At 62.3% G+C, this 17,742-nt stretch carries 12 protein-coding genes and 2 tRNA genes; 9 read left to right on the forward strand and 5 right to left on the reverse strand.

Features of this window, described 5'->3' with window-relative positions:
- The 3 genes from ABQX22_RS25830 to gltX form a co-directional block, all read right to left on the reverse strand.
- Nucleotides 1-72, reverse strand: a tRNA-Glu gene (locus ABQX22_RS25830).
- Nucleotides 73-159: 87 nt separating this feature from the next.
- Nucleotides 160-235: transfer RNA gene (locus ABQX22_RS25835), tRNA-Ala, on the reverse strand.
- A 221-nt stretch (nt 236-456) separates the two neighbouring features.
- The gene (gene gltX, locus ABQX22_RS25840) at nt 457-1,938 is read right to left on the reverse strand and encodes a glutamate--tRNA ligase (RefSeq protein ID WP_349802705.1); all 1,482 of its coding nucleotides are present in this window, start codon (nt 1,936-1,938) and stop codon (nt 457-459) included.
- 345 nt (nt 1,939-2,283) lie between these two features.
- Here gltX and ABQX22_RS25845 point away from each other — a divergent pair, with 345 nt between their 5' ends.
- The 3 genes from ABQX22_RS25845 to ABQX22_RS25855 are packed head-to-tail and all read left to right on the forward strand — an operon-like array spanning nt 2,284 to nt 7,473.
- The gene (locus ABQX22_RS25845) at nt 2,284-2,730 is read left to right on the forward strand and encodes a DcrB-related protein (protein WP_349802706.1); all 447 of its coding nucleotides are present in this window, start codon (nt 2,284-2,286) and stop codon (nt 2,728-2,730) included.
- A 30-nt stretch (nt 2,731-2,760) separates the two neighbouring features.
- The gene (locus tag ABQX22_RS25850) at nt 2,761-7,086 is read left to right on the forward strand and encodes an RHS repeat-associated core domain-containing protein (RefSeq protein ID WP_349802707.1); all 4,326 of its coding nucleotides are present in this window, start codon (nt 2,761-2,763) and stop codon (nt 7,084-7,086) included.
- A gap of 9 nt (nt 7,087-7,095) precedes the next feature.
- Nucleotides 7,096-7,473 carry a hypothetical protein gene (locus tag ABQX22_RS25855; RefSeq protein ID WP_349802708.1) on the forward strand — a complete coding sequence of 126 codons (378 nt, stop codon included), beginning with the start codon at nt 7,096-7,098 and terminating at the stop codon, nt 7,471-7,473.
- Nucleotides 7,474-7,619: 146 nt separating this feature from the next.
- On the opposite strand, the gene uvrB is transcribed toward ABQX22_RS25855, so the two are convergent.
- On the reverse strand, nt 7,620-9,635 hold the full coding sequence (gene uvrB, locus ABQX22_RS25860) for an excinuclease ABC subunit UvrB (protein ID WP_349802709.1): 2,016 nt from the start codon (nt 9,633-9,635) through the stop codon (nt 7,620-7,622).
- A gap of 333 nt (nt 9,636-9,968) precedes the next feature.
- Here uvrB and ABQX22_RS25865 point away from each other — a divergent pair, with 333 nt between their 5' ends.
- A complete protein-coding gene (locus ABQX22_RS25865; RefSeq protein ID WP_349802710.1) occupies nt 9,969-11,165 on the forward strand; it encodes an amino acid aminotransferase in 1,197 nt (398 codons plus the stop codon).
- Between the two features lie 97 nt (nt 11,166-11,262).
- Here ABQX22_RS25865 and ABQX22_RS25870 read toward each other — a convergent pair whose 3' ends face one another.
- Complete coding sequence (locus tag ABQX22_RS25870) at nt 11,263-12,228, reverse strand: isopenicillin N synthase family dioxygenase (RefSeq protein ID WP_349802711.1); 966 nt, start codon at nt 12,226-12,228, stop codon at nt 11,263-11,265.
- Nucleotides 12,229-12,660: 432 nt separating this feature from the next.
- On the opposite strand from ABQX22_RS25870, the gene ABQX22_RS25875 reads away from it, so the two are divergent.
- The 5 genes from ABQX22_RS25875 (at nt 12,661) to ABQX22_RS25895 (ending at nt 17,719) form a co-directional block, all read left to right on the forward strand.
- The gene (locus ABQX22_RS25875) at nt 12,661-13,854 is read left to right on the forward strand and encodes an alpha-hydroxy acid oxidase (protein WP_349802712.1); all 1,194 of its coding nucleotides are present in this window, start codon (nt 12,661-12,663) and stop codon (nt 13,852-13,854) included.
- A gap of 4 nt (nt 13,855-13,858) precedes the next feature.
- Entirely contained in the window at nt 13,859-15,235 is a 1,377-nt protein-coding gene (locus ABQX22_RS25880) for an FAD-binding oxidoreductase (protein WP_349802713.1), read from the forward strand.
- Between the two features lie 130 nt (nt 15,236-15,365).
- Nucleotides 15,366-16,202, forward strand: coding sequence for a transporter substrate-binding domain-containing protein (locus tag ABQX22_RS25885; RefSeq protein ID WP_349802714.1), 837 nt, complete (start codon nt 15,366-15,368; stop codon nt 16,200-16,202).
- 189 nt (nt 16,203-16,391) lie between these two features.
- Nucleotides 16,392-17,051, forward strand: coding sequence for an amino acid ABC transporter permease (locus ABQX22_RS25890; RefSeq protein WP_349802715.1), 660 nt, complete (start codon nt 16,392-16,394; stop codon nt 17,049-17,051).
- Nucleotides 17,048-17,719 carry an amino acid ABC transporter permease gene (locus ABQX22_RS25895; RefSeq protein WP_349802716.1) on the forward strand — a complete coding sequence of 224 codons (672 nt, stop codon included), beginning with the start codon at nt 17,048-17,050 and terminating at the stop codon, nt 17,717-17,719. The genes ABQX22_RS25890 and ABQX22_RS25895 overlap by 4 nt, the downstream gene beginning before the upstream one ends.
- Nucleotides 17,720-17,742: the final 23 nt, after the last annotated feature.

A 17,742-nucleotide genomic window follows, 5' to 3' on the forward strand; every position in this document is an offset into this window, starting at 1 on the left:
GTCCCCTAGGGGACTCGAACCCCTGTTACCGCCGTGAAAGGGCGGTGTCCTAGGCCACTAGACGAAGGGGACGCAAACCCTTCTGTATCCGGTCGAAGCTGGTATCGACCTGACACTTACAATTTCAAGGCCGTTTGGCCAAACCTTGAAACCTGAAATTGGTGGAGCTTAGCGGGATCGAACCGCTGACCTCCTGCATGCCATGCAGGCGCTCTCCCAGCTGAGCTAAAGCCCCACATTTGGCTATCAGAACGCACCTCGTTACCGTCGTGTTTCTGTGTTGCCGTGTGGACGGGGCGCATATTAAGTGCGACCCATGTAGCTGTCAAATTCTTTTTGAACAACCTGCAAAAGAATTTTCCGGGATAACAAACACTTACCACCCTCCCCCGCAGAACGGGGCACGGGTCGGTCACTGCGCCTCCGTCAACGGCAGACGCAGTGGCTGCCCCCTGCTCAGGCGATGGCGCCGAGCACTTTTTCCCACTCTTTGTTTTCTTTCTTCGACACGCCGCCCAGCAGGTCCAGCGCCTGACGCAAACGGAAGCGTGTCAGGTCAGGCCCGAGAATTTCCATGGCGTCAGTCACCGACACCGAGTTCGCCTGACCGGTGATGGCGGCAAACATCAACGGCATGGCATCCCGCAGTTTGAGCTCAAGATGCTCGACCACCGCCTGGATGCAACCGGTGATCCGGTCCTTCTCCCACTGACGCAAAGACTCCAGCTTCCAGAGGATCAACTGAATCACCTGACGCACCTGATCGGGCGACAGCTTTTTGTGCTCGAACAGTTTGAGGTCCGGGGTCACGCCACCGGCAAAGAAAAACCCGCCCAGCGGAACGACCTGGCTGAATGTCTCCACGCGGCCCTGCACATGGGGAGCAATCTTCATCATGTAGTCGCTGTTGAACGCCCAGGTGCGTAGCCGGCTGGCGAACTCGTCCACCGGCAACTCGCGCAGCCACTGGCCGTTGAGCCACGACAGTTTTTCGATGTCGAAAATCGGCCCGCCCAGGGACACTCGGGACAGGTCGAAATGCTCGACCATTTCACCGAGGGAGAACTTCTCGCGCTCGTCCGGCATCGACCAGCCCATGCGACCCAGGTAATTGAGCATTGCTTCAGGCATAAAACCCATGCGCTCGTAGAACGTCACCGAGGTCGGGTTCTTGCGCTTGGAGAGCTTGCTTTTGTCCGGGTTGCGCAGCAGCGGCATGTAACACAGCGCCGGCTTTTCCCAGCCGAAATACTCGTAAAGCAGGATCAGTTTTGGTGCCGACGGCAGCCACTCTTCGCCGCGCAGCACGTGGGTGATGCCCATCAGGTGGTCGTCGACGACGTTGGCCAGGAAGTACGTCGGCAAGCCGTCGGTCTTCATCAGAACCTGCATGTCCATGCGGTCCCACGGAATTTCAACTTCACCGCGCAGCATGTCCGGCACCACGCACACGCCTTCGCTCGGCACCTTCATGCGGATCACGTGGGGCTCGCCAGCGGCCAGACGGCGTGCCACTTCTTCAGGCGAAAGCAACAACGCGCGGCCATCGTAGCGCGGTGTTTCGCCACGGGCCGTCTGCTCGGCGCGCATCTGGTCCAGTTCTTCACTGGTACAGAAGCACGGGAACGCGTGACCGGCGTCGACCAACTGCTGGGTGTACTGCTTATAAATATCGCCCCGCTCGCTCTGACGGTACGGGCCGTGCGGTCCGCCCACGTCCGGGCCTTCGCTCCATTCGATGCCCAGCCAGCGCAGCGCGTCGAAAATCTGCTGTTCCGACTCACGGGTCGAACGCAGCTGATCGGTGTCTTCGATGCGCAGGATGAACTCACCGCCGTGTTGCTTGGCAAAGCAATAATTGAAGAGCGCGATGTAGGCCGTGCCAACGTGGGGATCGCCGGTGGGCGACGGCGCGATGCGGGTGCGAACGGTGGTCATGGAGAATTCCGAATAGGTCGAACAAGCCGCGAAGCTTAACAGGCGCAGCCCTTGCGGCTCCAGCGCCGGGCGTCAAGGGCGGCCGGAAATCCATTGAAACCGGCGGTATGGACAATGACCGGCTTCACCTCATCGCCCTTGCCTGGCCGGCGCCACCAAAGGGTTGTCATCGACATTTGGAAAGCGTGCTGACGGTTTTTCGCTGCCGAAGATAGGACCTGGAGCCGTTGATTCGTAGGCCGATTCTGAAAACCTCATGGCCCTCGCTTTTTGTGTTTCAGCACTCAGACAGCGCCGTTTTACCCCCTTACATTCGCGCCCTTTCCCCCAGCGCGAATCCATGGAATGTCAGACACCCTCTCCTACCGGCTCAATGAGTGCCGGTTCGCTCTCCCCCATTCGGACGTTCAAGACGCGTCCATCAACATCCTCAAATTTGCCGAATCCGGCACGTCGCTGATCGTCAGCCGCAGCATGCTGGCCAAAGGTGAAACCTTGCGCGGCAACTTCGACGGGCAACTCAAACGCCTTGAGCAAAGCGTGCAGGCGTTGCAGTTCCAGCCGTTTGAGACCGTGTTCGTGGGCGAAGCGGGCAGTATCGAAGCACTGGAATTGCTCAGCCAGTTCAGCAAGGCCTCCGAACGGGTATTTCAATACCAACTGGTGCTGGTGGTGCCCGGCACACGCCAGATGCTGGCGCTCAGCTACGTCAAGGCCGAGCCGTTGGGCGAGGCTGACGCAGCGCATTGGGCGGCGATCAAAGGCTCGCTGCGCTTTGAGGCAGTTCTGTGAAGCACACGCCGGTGGCTGTGAGCACTGCGGATGTCTGACCCACAGTGGGCCGCCCGCCAGGGCGATGCCCTGTCCCACACCTCGGTCATGGCCGATCTCCTCGGCGGCGTGCTCGAAGTGGCAGCCTTTGCCGCCGTCGGTGCGTTGGCGACGGCTGCCGTGGTTGCGGCCACCGGGGTGACGGTGGTCACCGGCGGTCTGGGCGCCTGCGTGCTCGGCGCCGTGGTCGGCGTGGCCGTGGGCGTCGCCATGAGCCAGAGCGGCCTGGACAGCAACCTCAGCCGCCTGTGCGAAGGCATTGGCAACGCGCTGTTCCCGCCGGAGCCGGCCGCCACCATCCTCACCGGCTCGCCCGACACCTTCATCAATGGCTTGCCCGCGGCACGTGCAGCCGGTACGCCGTCCGATGTCTCGCCCGCCAAATACGACAACGACGAGGCCGACCCCAGTTACCTGGACATGGCCGCCGGGTTCTTTTCCGAGCTGTTGCGCCCGACCCTGGCCGAACCTGCGCCCGGCGTGGTGCCAAAGCCGCTGGACCAGATCGCCTGCACGCGGCACCCGGCCATGCCCCTGCCGTTACTGGCCGAAGGCTCGGCCACGGTGTTCATCAACGGCCAGCCCGCCGTGCGCAGCGGCGACCGCAGCAGTTGTGGTGCGACGGTGGTCTCTTCGGGGCGGATTTCGCCCAACGTAATCATCGGCGGCCCCACGGTGGTGGTGCGTCAGGTGCGCAGCGGCAAGACGCCGGGCGTGGGCATGGCGGTCAGCGCCCTGATGCTGCTGCGCGGCGGCCGCGGCGCCTTCGTCAGCAACCTGCCGTGCATGGCGCTCAGCGGCGTCAACGGCTTTGCCACCAGCCAGGCCATCGGCGCGCTGAACCGGGCCATGAGCGCCGCGCCGAACCCGGTGCATGCGGCGACAGGCGCCAAGGTGCTGGGCGATGCCGAGGAACTTGACGTGTTCATCCCGGGGATTTTTCCGGTGGCCTGGCAGCGGTTTTACAACAGCCGCGACACACGGACTGACGGGATGTTTGGCGCGGGCTGGAGCGTCGGGTTTGAAATCAGCGTGTGCATCGAGCCGCACCCCGAGGGCGGCGAACGGCTGATCTACACCGACGAGCAGGCGCGGTCGATCGACATGGGCTGGGTTGCGCCGGGCAACGCGGTGTACAGCGCCGGAGAAGGCCTGGCGGTGCGCCGGCATGACAACGGCCCGTTGCTGATCGAGAGCGAGGACGGGTGTTATCGGTTGTTTGAGCCGGTTGCTTCCGACCCCCAAGCCTTACGCCTGACCCAGCTGGGGGATCGCAACGACAACCGGATCTTTCTCGATTACGACGAAGCCGGGCGCCTGATTCATGTGCGCGACACCTTCAATATCGTGCGCCTGCGGGTGGTGTATTCGGCGCAGTGGCCACGGCGGGTCAGCCACCTGGAACGCCTCTACGTCGACGACCGTCGCGAAGTGCTGGCCCGTTACGACTACGACGCTCAGGGCAATTTGATTGAAGTGACGGACGCGCTGGGCCAGACCCGGCGACAGTTCGTCTACCGCGAGCAGCGCATGGTCGAGCACCGGCTGCCCAGCGGCCTGCGCTGCTTTTATCAGTGGGCGTTGATCGAGGGCCGTGAATGGCGGGTGGTCGAGCACTGGACCGACGAGGGTGATGCCTACCGCTTCGACTACGACCTGAACGCCGGGACGACTGTGGTCACCGACGGCCTCGGCCGTGTCAGCACCCGGCGCTGGAACGCCCAGCAGCAGATCACCGACTACACCGACAACCTCGGCCACCGCTGGCAGTTTGAGTGGAACGATGAGCGCCAGTTGCTGGGCGCCATCGATCCCCAGGGCGGGCAGTGGCAGTACCGCTACGACGACGCCGGCAACCTGTGTTCCACGCAGGACCCGCTCGGGCGCAGCGACGCGACGGTGTTTCTCGAGCATTGGGCGCTGCCCCTGGCTGAAACCGACACGGCCGGCCGAAGCTGGCACTACCGCTACGACAAGCGCGGCAACTGCACCCTGCTCACCGATCCGTTGGGGCATGTCACCCGTTACCGATACGACGCCTATGGCCAAGTGATCGAAGTCATCGACCCGGCCGGCAAGCGCCGAACGCTGCACTGGGATGCGCTGGGTCATCTGACCGAACACACCGACTGTTCGGGCCATGCCACGCGGTTCGAATACGACCACCGTGGCCATCTGCAGACCGTGATCGATGCACTGGGCAAGCGCACCACCTATCAGCACGATGCCTGCGGTCACCTGCTGCAGCGCCAACTGGACGATGGGCGGACCGAGCGCTTTGAGTACGCGCGCAGCGGCGCGCTCACCCGCTACATCGATGCGGCGGGCGGCGCGACCGGTTATGAATACGACGGACGCGGTCAGGTCCGGCAACGCATCGATGCGCACCAGCGCCGGGTGCAGTTCAGCTATGACGACTACGGTCGGTTGCGGGCACTGACCAATGAAAACGGCGAGCGCTACGGGTTTGGCTGGGATGCCGGCGACCGCCTGATCGCCCAGCGGGACCTGGACGGCAGCGGTCGGCGCTATGGCTATGACGCGCTGGGCAATGTGAACCGGGTGCTGCATGTGCCCGTGCCCGGCAGCGACGAAGAGCCCATTGAGCACCGGTTCGAGCACGATGCGCTGGGGCGCCTGACGGCGAAGGTCACGGCCGACGGTCGTAGCGAATACCAATACGACGACGCGGACCAGCTGACAGGCATCGGCTTTACCGACACCGCAGGCGCCGAACAGGCGCTGGGGTTCGTCTATGACGCGCTCGGACAACTGCTGGAAGAATGGTCGTCAGCCGGCGTTCTGAAGCATCAGTACGATGAACTGGGCAACCGCGCCCGCACCCACCTCCCGGACGGCCGCTGGATCAACCGCCTGCACTACGGCAGTGGCCACCTGCACCAGATCAACCTCGACGGGCAGTTGATCTGTGATTTCGAACGCGACCGCCTGCACCGTGAAGTGCTGCGTACCCAAGGGCAAATCTCAACCGTCACCGAGTACGACCGGACCGGACGCCTGTCCGGCCGACAGTGCCGCATGCTCGACCCACGACGATCAATGCCAGCGTACGGCGACACCGAGTACGGCTACGACCCGACCGACAACCTCATCGAACGCCGGGACCGCCAGTCGCGGCTGCGTCATTTGCTGGGCTACGACGCCACCCAGCGGATTCTCAACACCCAGGACTCCCGCGCCGGGCTGCTGGAAACCTTTGCCTACGACGCTGCGGCCAACCTGCTGGACGGCCCGAAGCACAAAGGCGGGCGAGTCGCGCACAACCAGTTGCTGACCTATCAGGACAAGCGCTACCGCTACGACGGCTTTGGTCGGCTGGTCGAAAAACACAGCCGCCGCCACGGCCGGCAAACCTTCGCCTACGACGCCGAACACCGGCTGATCGAAGTCACAAACCCGCACGGCAAGGTCGTGCGCATGACCTACGACCCGCTGGGGCGGCGCGTCCGCAAAACCGAACATAACCGCGACGGCTTTGAACTGGGCGACACCCGATTCACCTGGGATGGCCTGCGCCTGCTGCAAGAACAGCGTTACGGCCAAAGCAGCCTCTATCTCTACGTCGAGGACGGCCACGAACCCCTGGCCCGGGTGGACGGGACCGGCGAACACCACCGCGTGCGCTACTTCCACAACGACCTCAACGGCCTGCCCGAACGACTGACCGACCCCAGCGGCGAACGTGTCTGGAGCGCGACCTTCCAGACCTGGGGCACCACCACCCAGGAAACCCGCACACAGGACTGTACCGAGCAGAACCTGAGGTTCCAGGGCCAGTACCTGGACCGCGAAACAGGCCTGCACCACAACACCTTCCGCTACTACGACCCCGACATCGGCCGCTTCACCACCCCCGACCCGATCGGCTTGTCGGGCGGGCTGAATCTGTACCAATATGCGCCTAACCCGGTGGGGTGGATTGATCCTTGGGGTTGGAGTTGCGTACCAGGGAAGAAGACCTCGTATCAGGGGACGAGTCGGAGAGATGCATTTAGGCAGGCCAGGCTAGACGCCGGAATCCCCGCGAGTCAAATTCCTAAGGCGATTGTTAAACAGAAATTGGAAGACGGGTACGGTGACTACGTTTATAAAAAGAACTGGGAGATCGTTCAAACTCGAGACTACCATTTTGTGAGCAATAAAGGCTCAACCGTAATAATTCAAGAACACAACTACGGACATATTAAAGCGGAGCCACTACGAGGTGCAGAACCTCATTTTAACGTTAGGCCTAGCGACAACATGCGAACGGGATCCATCGAAGGCACGCACGGGCACTACAACTTTGATATGTGAGGTCGAAAAATGGATGTAATTGATTGTATCGATAACAATCTTTTCCTCAAAAAGATATTCCCGGAGGGCATAAAAAACTTCCTAATTGGACAGTTTTCTCTCGATCAGGGACAGTTCACTCTCAAAATTCACACAAGATTAAAGCCCGCTGTTGAAACGGCGAAATGGGGAACCTGGGGAAAAAATTACGACGTTATCGTTTTTGAAATGATTGGCGTCGGTATCCGCGAGGTAGAAATAAACAACTGGAACGGATTTGATTTCGCCGAAGCTACCTGCAGCAGGCAGGGTAACAATTTACTTATCGAGCTCTCCGGCATCGACTGGTCGTTCACTTTGTCTTGCGTGGCTTTGACATATCAAAGAGGAAGCACCTACATCGGGTAATTACCCAATAAAACGACAGAGAACTATCATTCCTATAAGCCCAGTGCGAACAGGAATTAACACATATGAATATAGCCCAGCCATGCAGAATCTACTTATTCTTGACGGCATTCCCAGACAAATAGAAGCTGGGAATGCCGTCACCATCAAACCACCAACAACCGCTCCCTTAACTTACCAATCTCATCCCGCATCTGCGCCGCAGCCTCAAACTCAAGGTCCCGCGCAAGCTGGTACATCTTCTCTTCCAGCTGCCGGATGCGTTTGGTGATTTCGCTGGGTGAGCGCAGTTCGGCTTCGTATTTGGCGCTTTCCTCGGCGGCCTTGGCCATGCCTTTGCGCTTTTTGCTGCGTGAGCCGGGGACGGTGGCGCCTTCCATGATGTCGGCGACGTCCTTGAACACGCCTTTGGGGGTGATGCCGTGTTCGAGGTTGAAGGCGATTTGCTTGTCGCGACGTCGGTCGGTCTCGCCGATGGCGCGTTCCATGGAGCCGGTCATGCGGTCGGCGTAGAGGATGGCGCGGCCGTTGAGGTTACGCGCGGCGCGGCCGATGGTCTGGATCAGCGAGCGCTCGGAGCGCAGGAAGCCTTCCTTGTCGGCGTCGAGAATCGCCACCAGCGACACTTCAGGCATGTCCAGGCCTTCACGCAGCAGGTTGATGCCCACCAGCACGTCGAAGGTGCCCAGCCGCAGGTCGCGGATGATCTCTACGCGCTCAACGGTGTCGATGTCCGAGTGCAGGTAACGCACGCGCACGCCGTGGTCGGCCAGGTAGTCGGTCAAGTCTTCGGACATGCGCTTGGTCAGCGTGGTGACCAGCACCCGCTCCTCCAGGGCCACCCGCTTGGCGATTTCGGACAGCAGATCATCGACCTGGGTCAGCGCCGGACGCACTTCGATCTGTGGGTCCACCAGGCCGGTGGGACGCACCACCTGTTCGATGACTCGCCCCGCGTGTTCGGCTTCGTAATTGCCAGGTGTCGCCGACACGAAAATGGTCTGCGGGCTGATGCTTTCCCATTCGTCAAACCGCATGGGCCGGTTGTCCAGCGCCGACGGCAGGCGGAAGCCGTATTCCACCAGGGTTTCCTTGCGCGAACGGTCGCCTTTGTACATCGCACCGACCTGCGGCACGCTGACGTGGGATTCGTCGATGACCAGCAGCGCATCGGCCGGCAGGTAGTCGTACAGCGTCGGAGGCGGCGCACCAGACGGCCGGCCGGACAGGTAGCGCGAGTAGTTTTCGATGCCGTTGCAGTAGCCCAACTCCAGAATCATCTCCAGGTCGAACCGTGTGCGCTGCTCCAGCCGCTGCGCTTCCACCAGCTTGTTGGCACCGCGCAGGTATTCAAGGCGTTCGCCTAGCTCGACCTTGATGTTTTCCATGGCGTCCAGCAACGTCTCGCGGGGCGTGACGTAGTGGCTCTTGGGGTAAAACGTGAAGCGCGGCAGCTTGCGGATGACCTCGCCGGTGAGCGGGTCAAACGCAGAGATGTTTTCCACTTCGTCGTCGAACAGCTCGATGCGGATCGCTTCCAGGTCGGATTCGGCCGGGAAGATGTCAATCACATCGCCCCTGACGCGGAAGGTTGCGCGGGCAAAATCCATGTCGTTGCGGGTGTACTGCAGGTCCGCCAGCCGACGCAGCAGCGCCCGCTGATCGAGTTTGTCGCCGCGGTCCACGTGCAACACCATGCGCAGGTAGGTTTCCGGGCTGCCCAGACCGTAGATGCACGACACGGTGGTGACGATGATCGCGTCCTTGCGCTCCAGCAAGGCCTTGGTCGCGGACAGTCGCATCTGCTCGATGTGGTCGTTGATCGAGGCATCCTTCTCGATGAAGGTGTCGGACGACGGCACATAGGCTTCGGGTTGGTAGTAGTCGTAGTAGGAGACGAAATACTCCACCGCGTTGTTCGGGAAGAACGCCTTGAACTCGCCGTACAGCTGGGCGGCCAGGGTTTTGTTCGGCGCCAGCACCAGGGTCGGACGCTGCACCTGTGCGATGACGTTAGCGATGCTGAACGTCTTGCCCGAGCCGGTCACCCCCAGCAGGGTCTGGTGCGACAGCCCTGCCTCAATGCCTTCGACCATCTGACGAATCGCCTCCGGCTGATCACCGGCTGGCTCAAAACGGGTTACGAGCTGAAACTCGGACATAAATAACCTCTTGGTTCGCACGGCGGCGCAGGACACTACCGACACGAAATGAGCGCAGACGGCTGATCCCGTCAAGGAAAAGACGCACGTGAAATGTAGTGATGGGACTACAGATGGAGTCGCCAACTCAACCTTTCAAGCCGCCTGATGCAGATTGCTGACCGCCACACGATTAGCGGTCAGGAATTAATCCGAAATATCTTGAAAAAACCCCTGTCCGGCTGTCGCCCCCACCGACGATGCTCTCTATACTGACTCCCCGTTTGCGCACCGCTCTAGTGCATACGGCCGGAGCGATGCCCCCCTCCACTCCCATTCAGAGCTGCCGCAAAAATGAGCCTCTTCTCCGCTGTCGAAATGGCACCACGCGATCCAATCCTGGGCCTCAACGAAGCATTCAACGCCGATACCCGAACGACCAAGGTCAATCTGGGTGTTGGCGTCTACAGCAACGAAGAGGGGAAAATTCCGCTTCTGCGTGCCGTTGCCGAAGCCGAGGCCATTCGCGTTGCTCAACACCTGCCCCGCGGTTACTTGCCCATCGACGGCATCGCCGCCTACGACAAAGCCGTGCAGACCCTGCTGTTCGGGGCCGATTCCTCCTTGCTCGCCTCGGGCCGCGCACTGACCGTCCAGGCTGTCGGCGGCACGGGCGCCCTGAAAATCGGCGCCGACTTCCTCAAGCAGCTGTCGCCGGACGCCATCGTCGCCATCAGCGACCCGAGCTGGGAAAACCACCGCGCCCTGTTCGAGAACGCCGGTTTCCCGGTCCAGAACTATCGCTACTACGACGCAGCCACCCACGACGTCAACCGCGCAGGCATGCTCGAAGACCTGCAAGACCTGCCGTCGGGCTCCATCGTTGTGCTGCACGCCTGCTGCCATAACCCGACCGGCGTGGACCTGACCCTCGATGACTGGAAAAAAGTGCTCGAGGTGCTCAAGAGCAAAGGTCACGTGCCATTTCTCGACCTGGCTTACCAGGGTTTCGGTGACGGCATCGATGAAGACGCCGCCGCCGTGCGCCTGTTTGCCGATTCGGGTTTGACCTTCTTCGCGTCGAGCTCGTTCTCCAAATCATTCTCGCTGTACGGCGAGCGTGTCGGCGCACTGTCGATCGTTACCGACTCCAGGGAAGAAACCGCGCGGGTCCTGTCCCAGGTCAAGCGGGTGATCCGCACCAACTACTCCAACCCGCCAACCCACGGCGCCAGCATCGTCGCGGCGGTGCTTCTAAGCCCGGAACTGCGCGCGCAGTGGGAAGAGGAACTGGGGGAAATGCGCCTGCGGATTCGCGGGATGCGCGAAGAAATCACCCAGCGTCTGGCGGGCAATCCCCAGGGGCAGGACTTCAGCTTCGTCGCACGTCAGCGCGGCATGTTTTCCTACTCCGGCCTGACCGTTGAACAGTGCCAGCGCTTGCGCAGCGAGTTCGGAATCTACGCCCTGGACACCGGTCGGATCTGCGTGGCGGCGCTGAACAAGGGCAACATTGATGCGGTGATCAAGGCAATTCTGGCGGTGATCTGACTCACATCTGTAGGAGCGCGCTTGCCCGCGATGACGTCGTGCCAGACGACACTTACGTCACAGGCATACCGCATCGCGGGCAAGCGCGCTCCTACAATTACAGAGCGCTTTTCCGATACGCCATCGAGTCATCAATCCGCTTGAGGATGTAGTCCCCCGCCGCCACCGGTGGGTACAAACTCGCCGTCGCTTCAATCCCCAGATCACACGGGTCCACCACCGCGCTGTACGTCGGGTCATAAAAGGTCGCGATGGAATAGCGCTCGTGCCCGGACTGGTTGATGACCCGGTGCAGGGTCGAGCGGAAACGGTCATTGGACCAGCGCCCCAGCAGGTCGCCGACGTTGACCACCAGGCTGCCCTCTATGGGCGTGGCGTCAATCCAGCGGTTGGAACCCAATTCCCGCACCTGCAAACCGCCGCTGTTGTCCTGATAGAGCAAGGTGATGCAACCGTAATCGGTGTGGGGCGCCACGCCGAACTGATCGGTGTCGGCCCTGGGCGGGTGCGGCGGGTAATACACCATCTGCGTGCGCTGCAGGCGCTTGCCATATTTCGGCGCGAAAAAATCCGGTTCGATGCCCAGCCCCACCGCCACGGCTTTCAACAGATCCGCCCCGGCGCGACCTATCTGCACGTAATACGCATCCAGCGCCACGCGCAGCTCCGGCATGAACGCCGGCCATTGATTGGGGCCGCGCAACGCTTCGCCCGCCAGCACGCTCGGGTCGTCCTCCGGCAACTCCAGGCCCATGCTGAAGAATTCCTTGAAATCCGGTTTGGTCGCTTCATACATCAGCGCCCCGCCCAGTGCGTGCCAGCCGCGATGGCGCTTGTTGACCGCGACCTGGCGTTTGACCTCCGGCGGGTGGGCGAAGAAGGTCTTGGCAGCAGCCATGGCCTGGTCGATCACTTCCTGCGGCACGCCATGATTGATGATGTAGAAGAAACCGACCTCGCTGCAGGCCTGACGGATCGCATCGCCGGCACGCTGGATACTCGCCGGGTCGCCCTCGCGCACGCCGGCCATGTCAATCAGGGGAAGGTTGGCTGAGACCGTCATGCGGGGCTCCTGTCGCTGAATCGAAAACAACGTGAAAGGGGGCTGTATAGACAGGTGAAGCATTTACTGTGCCGCGTTGTTTGCTTCATCACTGTCCGAGGACGATGCGCCGAATCGGAAGCATTAACGCCATTCCACGTGGGAGCGGACCAGTCCGCGAATGCAATGTAAGCAGCGATGCATCTCGGGTGCATGTACCGGCCTTTTCGCGGACAGGTCCGCTCCCACGGGATCATCGAGCGCCTGCACATTCGGTTCCAACACGCCCCAACACCGTGCAGCCGGACACATTCGGTGCAACTTTCGGTGACAGTTTCGGGCACCCGCTTAACATCATTACCGCAGCGGGCCGCCACCCGCTAGCTGTGCCCGGCGCAGCTGATCTGGCCTGCATCTTGCGTCAGCTGTATAGACAGCCGATCAAGGACCTTCATGCGTCGCTACCACTCAGGCCCCGATTTCCGCCGCGCCCACAGCATTGCCGAGCTGGCGCAGATGGCCCGTTGCCGCTTGCCGCACTTCGCCTGGGAGTACCTCGAAGGCGGTGCCGAGGAAGAATTCACTCTGGCGCGCAATCGCAACGCGTTCGCTGACATCCGCCTGTTGCCCCGGACGCTGGTCCCCTGCCACGTCACCGAGACCCGACGCACCCTCCTCGGCCAAGCATTGCCGCTGCCCATGGCCATCGGCCCTACGGGTTACAACGGCATGCTCTACCGCGACGCCGACATTCACCTGGCCCGCGCGGCCACCGAGCGCGGCCTGCCCTTCACCCTTAGCACTGTGTCGACCAACTCCCTCGAACAGATCGTGGCCGCCGTGCCCGAGGTCAACCTGTGGTTTCAGCTGTACTGCATGCGCGAACCCGCCGTACAGGACGATCTGCTGCAACGGTCCCAGGCGGTGGGCTGCAAGACCCTGCTGCTGACCAGCGATGCGGTGCTGCTGGGCAATCGCGAGTGGGACAAACGCAATTTCACCCGCCCGCGCCAGCTGAGCCTGCGCAACAAACTGGACGTGCTCGCCCATCCACGCTGGATCCGCCAGGCGCTGTGGCCCCACGGCATGCCGAGCATGGCCAACCTTGACCGCTACCTGCCGGCCGATCAGCGCAATGCCGCGGGAGCAGCGCATTTCATCGGCGCGCAGATGGAAACCGTCCTGGATTGGGACTACCTGGCGCGGCTGCGTGATCACTGGCCGCAGCGCCTGCTGCTCAAAGGCGTGTTGCACCCGGCCGATGCCGAACGGGCCGTCGCCCTCGGGCTGGACGGCATCGTCGTGAGCAATCACGGCGGCCGGCAACTGGACGGCGTCCCGGCCAGCATTGAGTGCCTGCCGGCCATCGCTGCCGTGGCCAAAGGCAAGCTGGCGATCCTGCTGGACAGCGGGATTCGCCGGGGCACCGACATTCTCAAGGCCTGCGCGCTGGGGGCCGACGCTGTGTTGCTGGGGCGGGCGACGCTGTATGGCGTAGCCGCTGGCGGACAGCCCGGCGCCGGCCACGCCCTCGATCTGCTCGCCCATGAATTGCGTTTGGCATTGGCCCTGCTCGGCCAGCCGGACCTGAGTCGACTGCACGCCACTGCGCCGACACCTTCTTCCGCCTTCTTTACCGTGAGCTGAACCGATGACCGATGTCGAAAACACCCTCTCGCAGCTGCGCCAGGCGCTGGGCGACGCGCAGGTCCTGACCGGCGAGGCCATCAGTCAGCGTCATTACAGCGACTGGACTCGAAACGCCCCGGCCTGCCCGGCGGCGCTGATCCTGCCGCGCAGCACCGAAGAAGTGTCCACCGCGCTGCGCATCTGCAATGCCGCGGGGCAACCGGTGGTGCCACAAGGGGGCATGACCGGGCTGGCCGGCGGTGCAGAGCCGACCACCCGCGATTTCGCGCTGTCCCTTGATCGCCTGCGGGGTATCCAGGAAATCGATGTCGCCGCCGCCACGGTCAGTGTCGGGGCCGGCACCACGCTCCAGGAGATTCAGCAAGCGGTGGCCGACGCCGGTTACCTGTTTCCGCTGGACCTCGGCGCACGGGGCTCGTGTCAGATCGGCGGCAATATCGCCACCAACGCCGGCGGCAATGCGGTGATTCGCTACGGGATGACCCGGGAACTGGTGCTTGGCCTGGAAGTGGTGCTGGCCGACGGCCGCGTGTTGAACCTGATGAACAAGATGATCAAGAACAACTGCGGTTATGACCTGAAACAGTGCTTCATCGGCAGCGAAGGCACGCTCGGGGTGATCACCCGCGCCGTTTTGAAGCTCGCGCCGCCCCCCGGCGACACCACCACCCTGCTCTGCGCCCTGCCGGACTACGCCAGCGCCGTGGCCTTGCTGCGGCGAATCCAGCGGGACGCGGGCACGCCCCAGGCGTATGAAGTGATGTGGCAGGACTTCTTCCGCATGGGGGTGTCCTGGCTGGAGAACCCGGTGGCGCCGATGTCCGACCAGCATCCGCTGTACGTGCTGCTGGAATCGTCCGCCCGCCGCGAGGTGCTGGAACAAAGCCTCAGCGACGCGGTGGACGCCGACGAAGTGGTGGACGCCATCATCGCCAGCTCCCACGCCCAGGCCCGTGGCTTGTGGAAGATTCGCGAAGCCACGGCGGAATTTCCCACCCGCCTGGCGCCCCTGAATTTCGACATCAGCCTGCCCATCGGCCAGATCGGTGAGTTCGCCGACCTGTGTCGCGAACGCCTGCACGCGCGCTGGCCGGGCAACCACAGTGTGTATTTCGGCCACATCGGTGACAGCAACCTGCACCTGACCGTGGACTGTCATTCGCTGCCGCAACCGGCGCCGATCCTGGAGATCGAGGAACTGGTATACGCCGCCGTGGGTGAACTGGACGGCGCGGTGTCCGCCGAGCACGGCATCGGCCTGCTCAAGCGCGAGTTTCTGCATCACTCGGTCAGCGACGAAGCGCTGGCCGTCATGCGCCAGCTGAAAAGCACGTTCGACCCCAACGGCATTCTCAACCCGGGCAAGGTCCTCGGCTGAGGGCGCCGAGGTTGTCTATACCGGTATGGCACGCTAACTGCACTGATCCAGCGAGACATCGGGACCCGAAAACGTAAACAACAACACCCCACTGCACGTGATCAAGCCGCATCTACTTAGGAGCGAACCCATGCAAGTCGATTCTCTGTTCAGCAAGACGTTCAAGGGCCTGGGCCTGAGTGCAGCCCTGGCGTTGCTGCCGCTGATGGCTCACGCCGACCAGCTGGCCGATGTAAAAAAAGCCGGTGAGCTGGTGGTGGGCACCGAGCTGCAGTTCGCCCCGTTCGACTTCACCGAAGCGGGCAAGCAGAAAGGCCTGAACGCCGAACTGTTTGAGCAGTTGGGCAAGGAACTGGGGGTCAAGATCAAATTCCTCGACCTGCCATGGCCCAGCGTCCTGCCGGGGCTGGAAGCCAAGAAATTCGACGTCGTGGCGGGGCCGATCATCGTCACCAAGGCACGCAAAGAGCGGTATCACTTTGTCTACCCGATTGCCGAGGCCACCGTGGCGCTGATGGTCGGCGCCAAGGACGACAGCATCACCAAGCCTGAAGACATCGCCGGCAAAACCGTGGGCGCGGGCAAAGGTTCGGCGCAGCTGGAAGAGCTGAAGAAGTTTGCCGAGACCTTGCCGCAGAAGGTCACCATCCGCGAGTACGTGGACAACAACCAGGCGTACGCGGACCTGGCGGCCAAGCGCATCGTGGCGGTGGCCAACTCGCTGCCAAACATTTCCTACGTCGCGGCTGAGCGCAGCAATCTGTACAAGGTCGTGCAACCGCCATTCGGCAAGAAGTCGTACTTCGCGTACCTGGGTCGCAAGGACACCGACGCGGACAGCCTGATTGCCGCGCTGGATGCCGCCATCCTGAAGATGCACGACGACGGTCGCCTGGCCGCGCTGCAAAAGAAATGGCTCGGCGCGGAAATGGACGTGCCGAAGGCGGATTTCGAGCCGACCTGGTAATACGCAACACAGGATAACCCGGCCATTTTGAATGATGCGGCCCAGTGGGAGGGAGCTTGCTCGCGATGCGGCAGTTCAGGCAAAGCTGCAACATCCTTGAGCGCGTAATCGCGAGCAAGCTCCCTCCCACCGGATTGCAATATCGCCACCCGTTAGGGGCCCGCATCGGCTAAATACTGGAGTCACACGATGTTCGATTGGCCCTTGCTGCAACAAAACGTGCCGCTGTTGCTGGACGCGCTGTGGGTGACGCTGGGCGTGTCGATCGCCGCGCTGGCCATCGGCTTTGTCATCGGCATTGTCGTCGGCGCCCTGCGGCTGTCGCCGGTCCCGCTGCTGCGACGCCTGGGTGGCGCTTACATTTTCGTGTTTCGCGGCATTCCGCTGCTGGTGCAACTGCTGTTCATCTATTACTTCCTGCCGCGTATCGGCCTGCCCAATGTCTCGCCCACCGTGGCGGCGATCATCGGTTTGTCCCTGGCGGCCGGTGCCTACACCGCTGAAATCATGCGCGGCGGTTTCCTCGCCATTCCCGGCGGCCAGCTCGAAGCGGCCGGTCTGTTGGGCATGAGTGCCGGCCAGATGCTGATGCGCATCCGCGTGCCCCAGGCCGTGCGCCTGACGCTGCCGGCGCTGGTCAACGAAATGATCCTGCTGATCAAGGCCTCGTCCCTGGTCTCGGTGGTCGGTCTGGCTGACCTGACGCGCACCGCGCAGAACCTCGCCGCCAGCGACTACATGTTCGTCCAGGACTACCTGATGCTGGCCGGCTTCTATTGCCTGATCAACATCCCGCTGGCGATTTTCGGCGGGGTGCTGGAGCGTTGGATGAAGGAGTACAGCGCATGATCTTCGACCCTAAAATCATCACCGACCATTGGGGGGACATCGGCTCGGGGTTCCTCGTGACACTCGGCACCTGGAGCAGCGGCGTGGTACTTGGCCTGGCGCTGGGCATGTTGATCGCCGTGGCGCAGGTCTTCGGCAACGGTTTCGTTCGCGCGCCGCTGCGGGTGTTCATCGAGCTGATTCGCAGCACGCCGTTTCTGGTGCAGCTGTTTCTGGTGTATTACGGCGGCCCGGCGTTCGGCCTGAGCCTGGACCCGATCCCCGCCGGCATCCTTGGCCTGGGGGTGTACGGCAGCGTGTACTTCGCTGAGATCTTCCGCAGCGGTTTCCAGTCGGTGGCCCGGGGTCAGCTGGAGGCCGCCGATTGCCTGGGCATCACCCGCATGCAGTGCATCCTGCGCATTCAGGTGCCGCAGATGCTGGTGATTATCCTGCCGGCGCTGATCAACATGATCACCGTGCTGTGCAAGGAAACCGCCGTGCTGTCGATCATCACCATCCCCGAGCTGACCATGGTCCTGACCGGCATCGGCTCCGAAACCTTCGCGTTCGTCGAAACCCTGCTGATGCTGTGCATCGGTTATCTGATTCTGGTGGAGTGCTGCTCGCGGCTGGGCATGCTGCTGGAGGTCCGGGTCGGCCGCTTCATGAACAAGCAGCCACGATGAACAGTTTCCTAATTCCCAGCGGC

It is taken from the genome of Xanthomonas sp. WHRI 1810A (assembly GCF_040202885.1).
Classification (GTDB): Bacteria; Pseudomonadota; Gammaproteobacteria; order Pseudomonadales; family Pseudomonadaceae; genus Aquipseudomonas.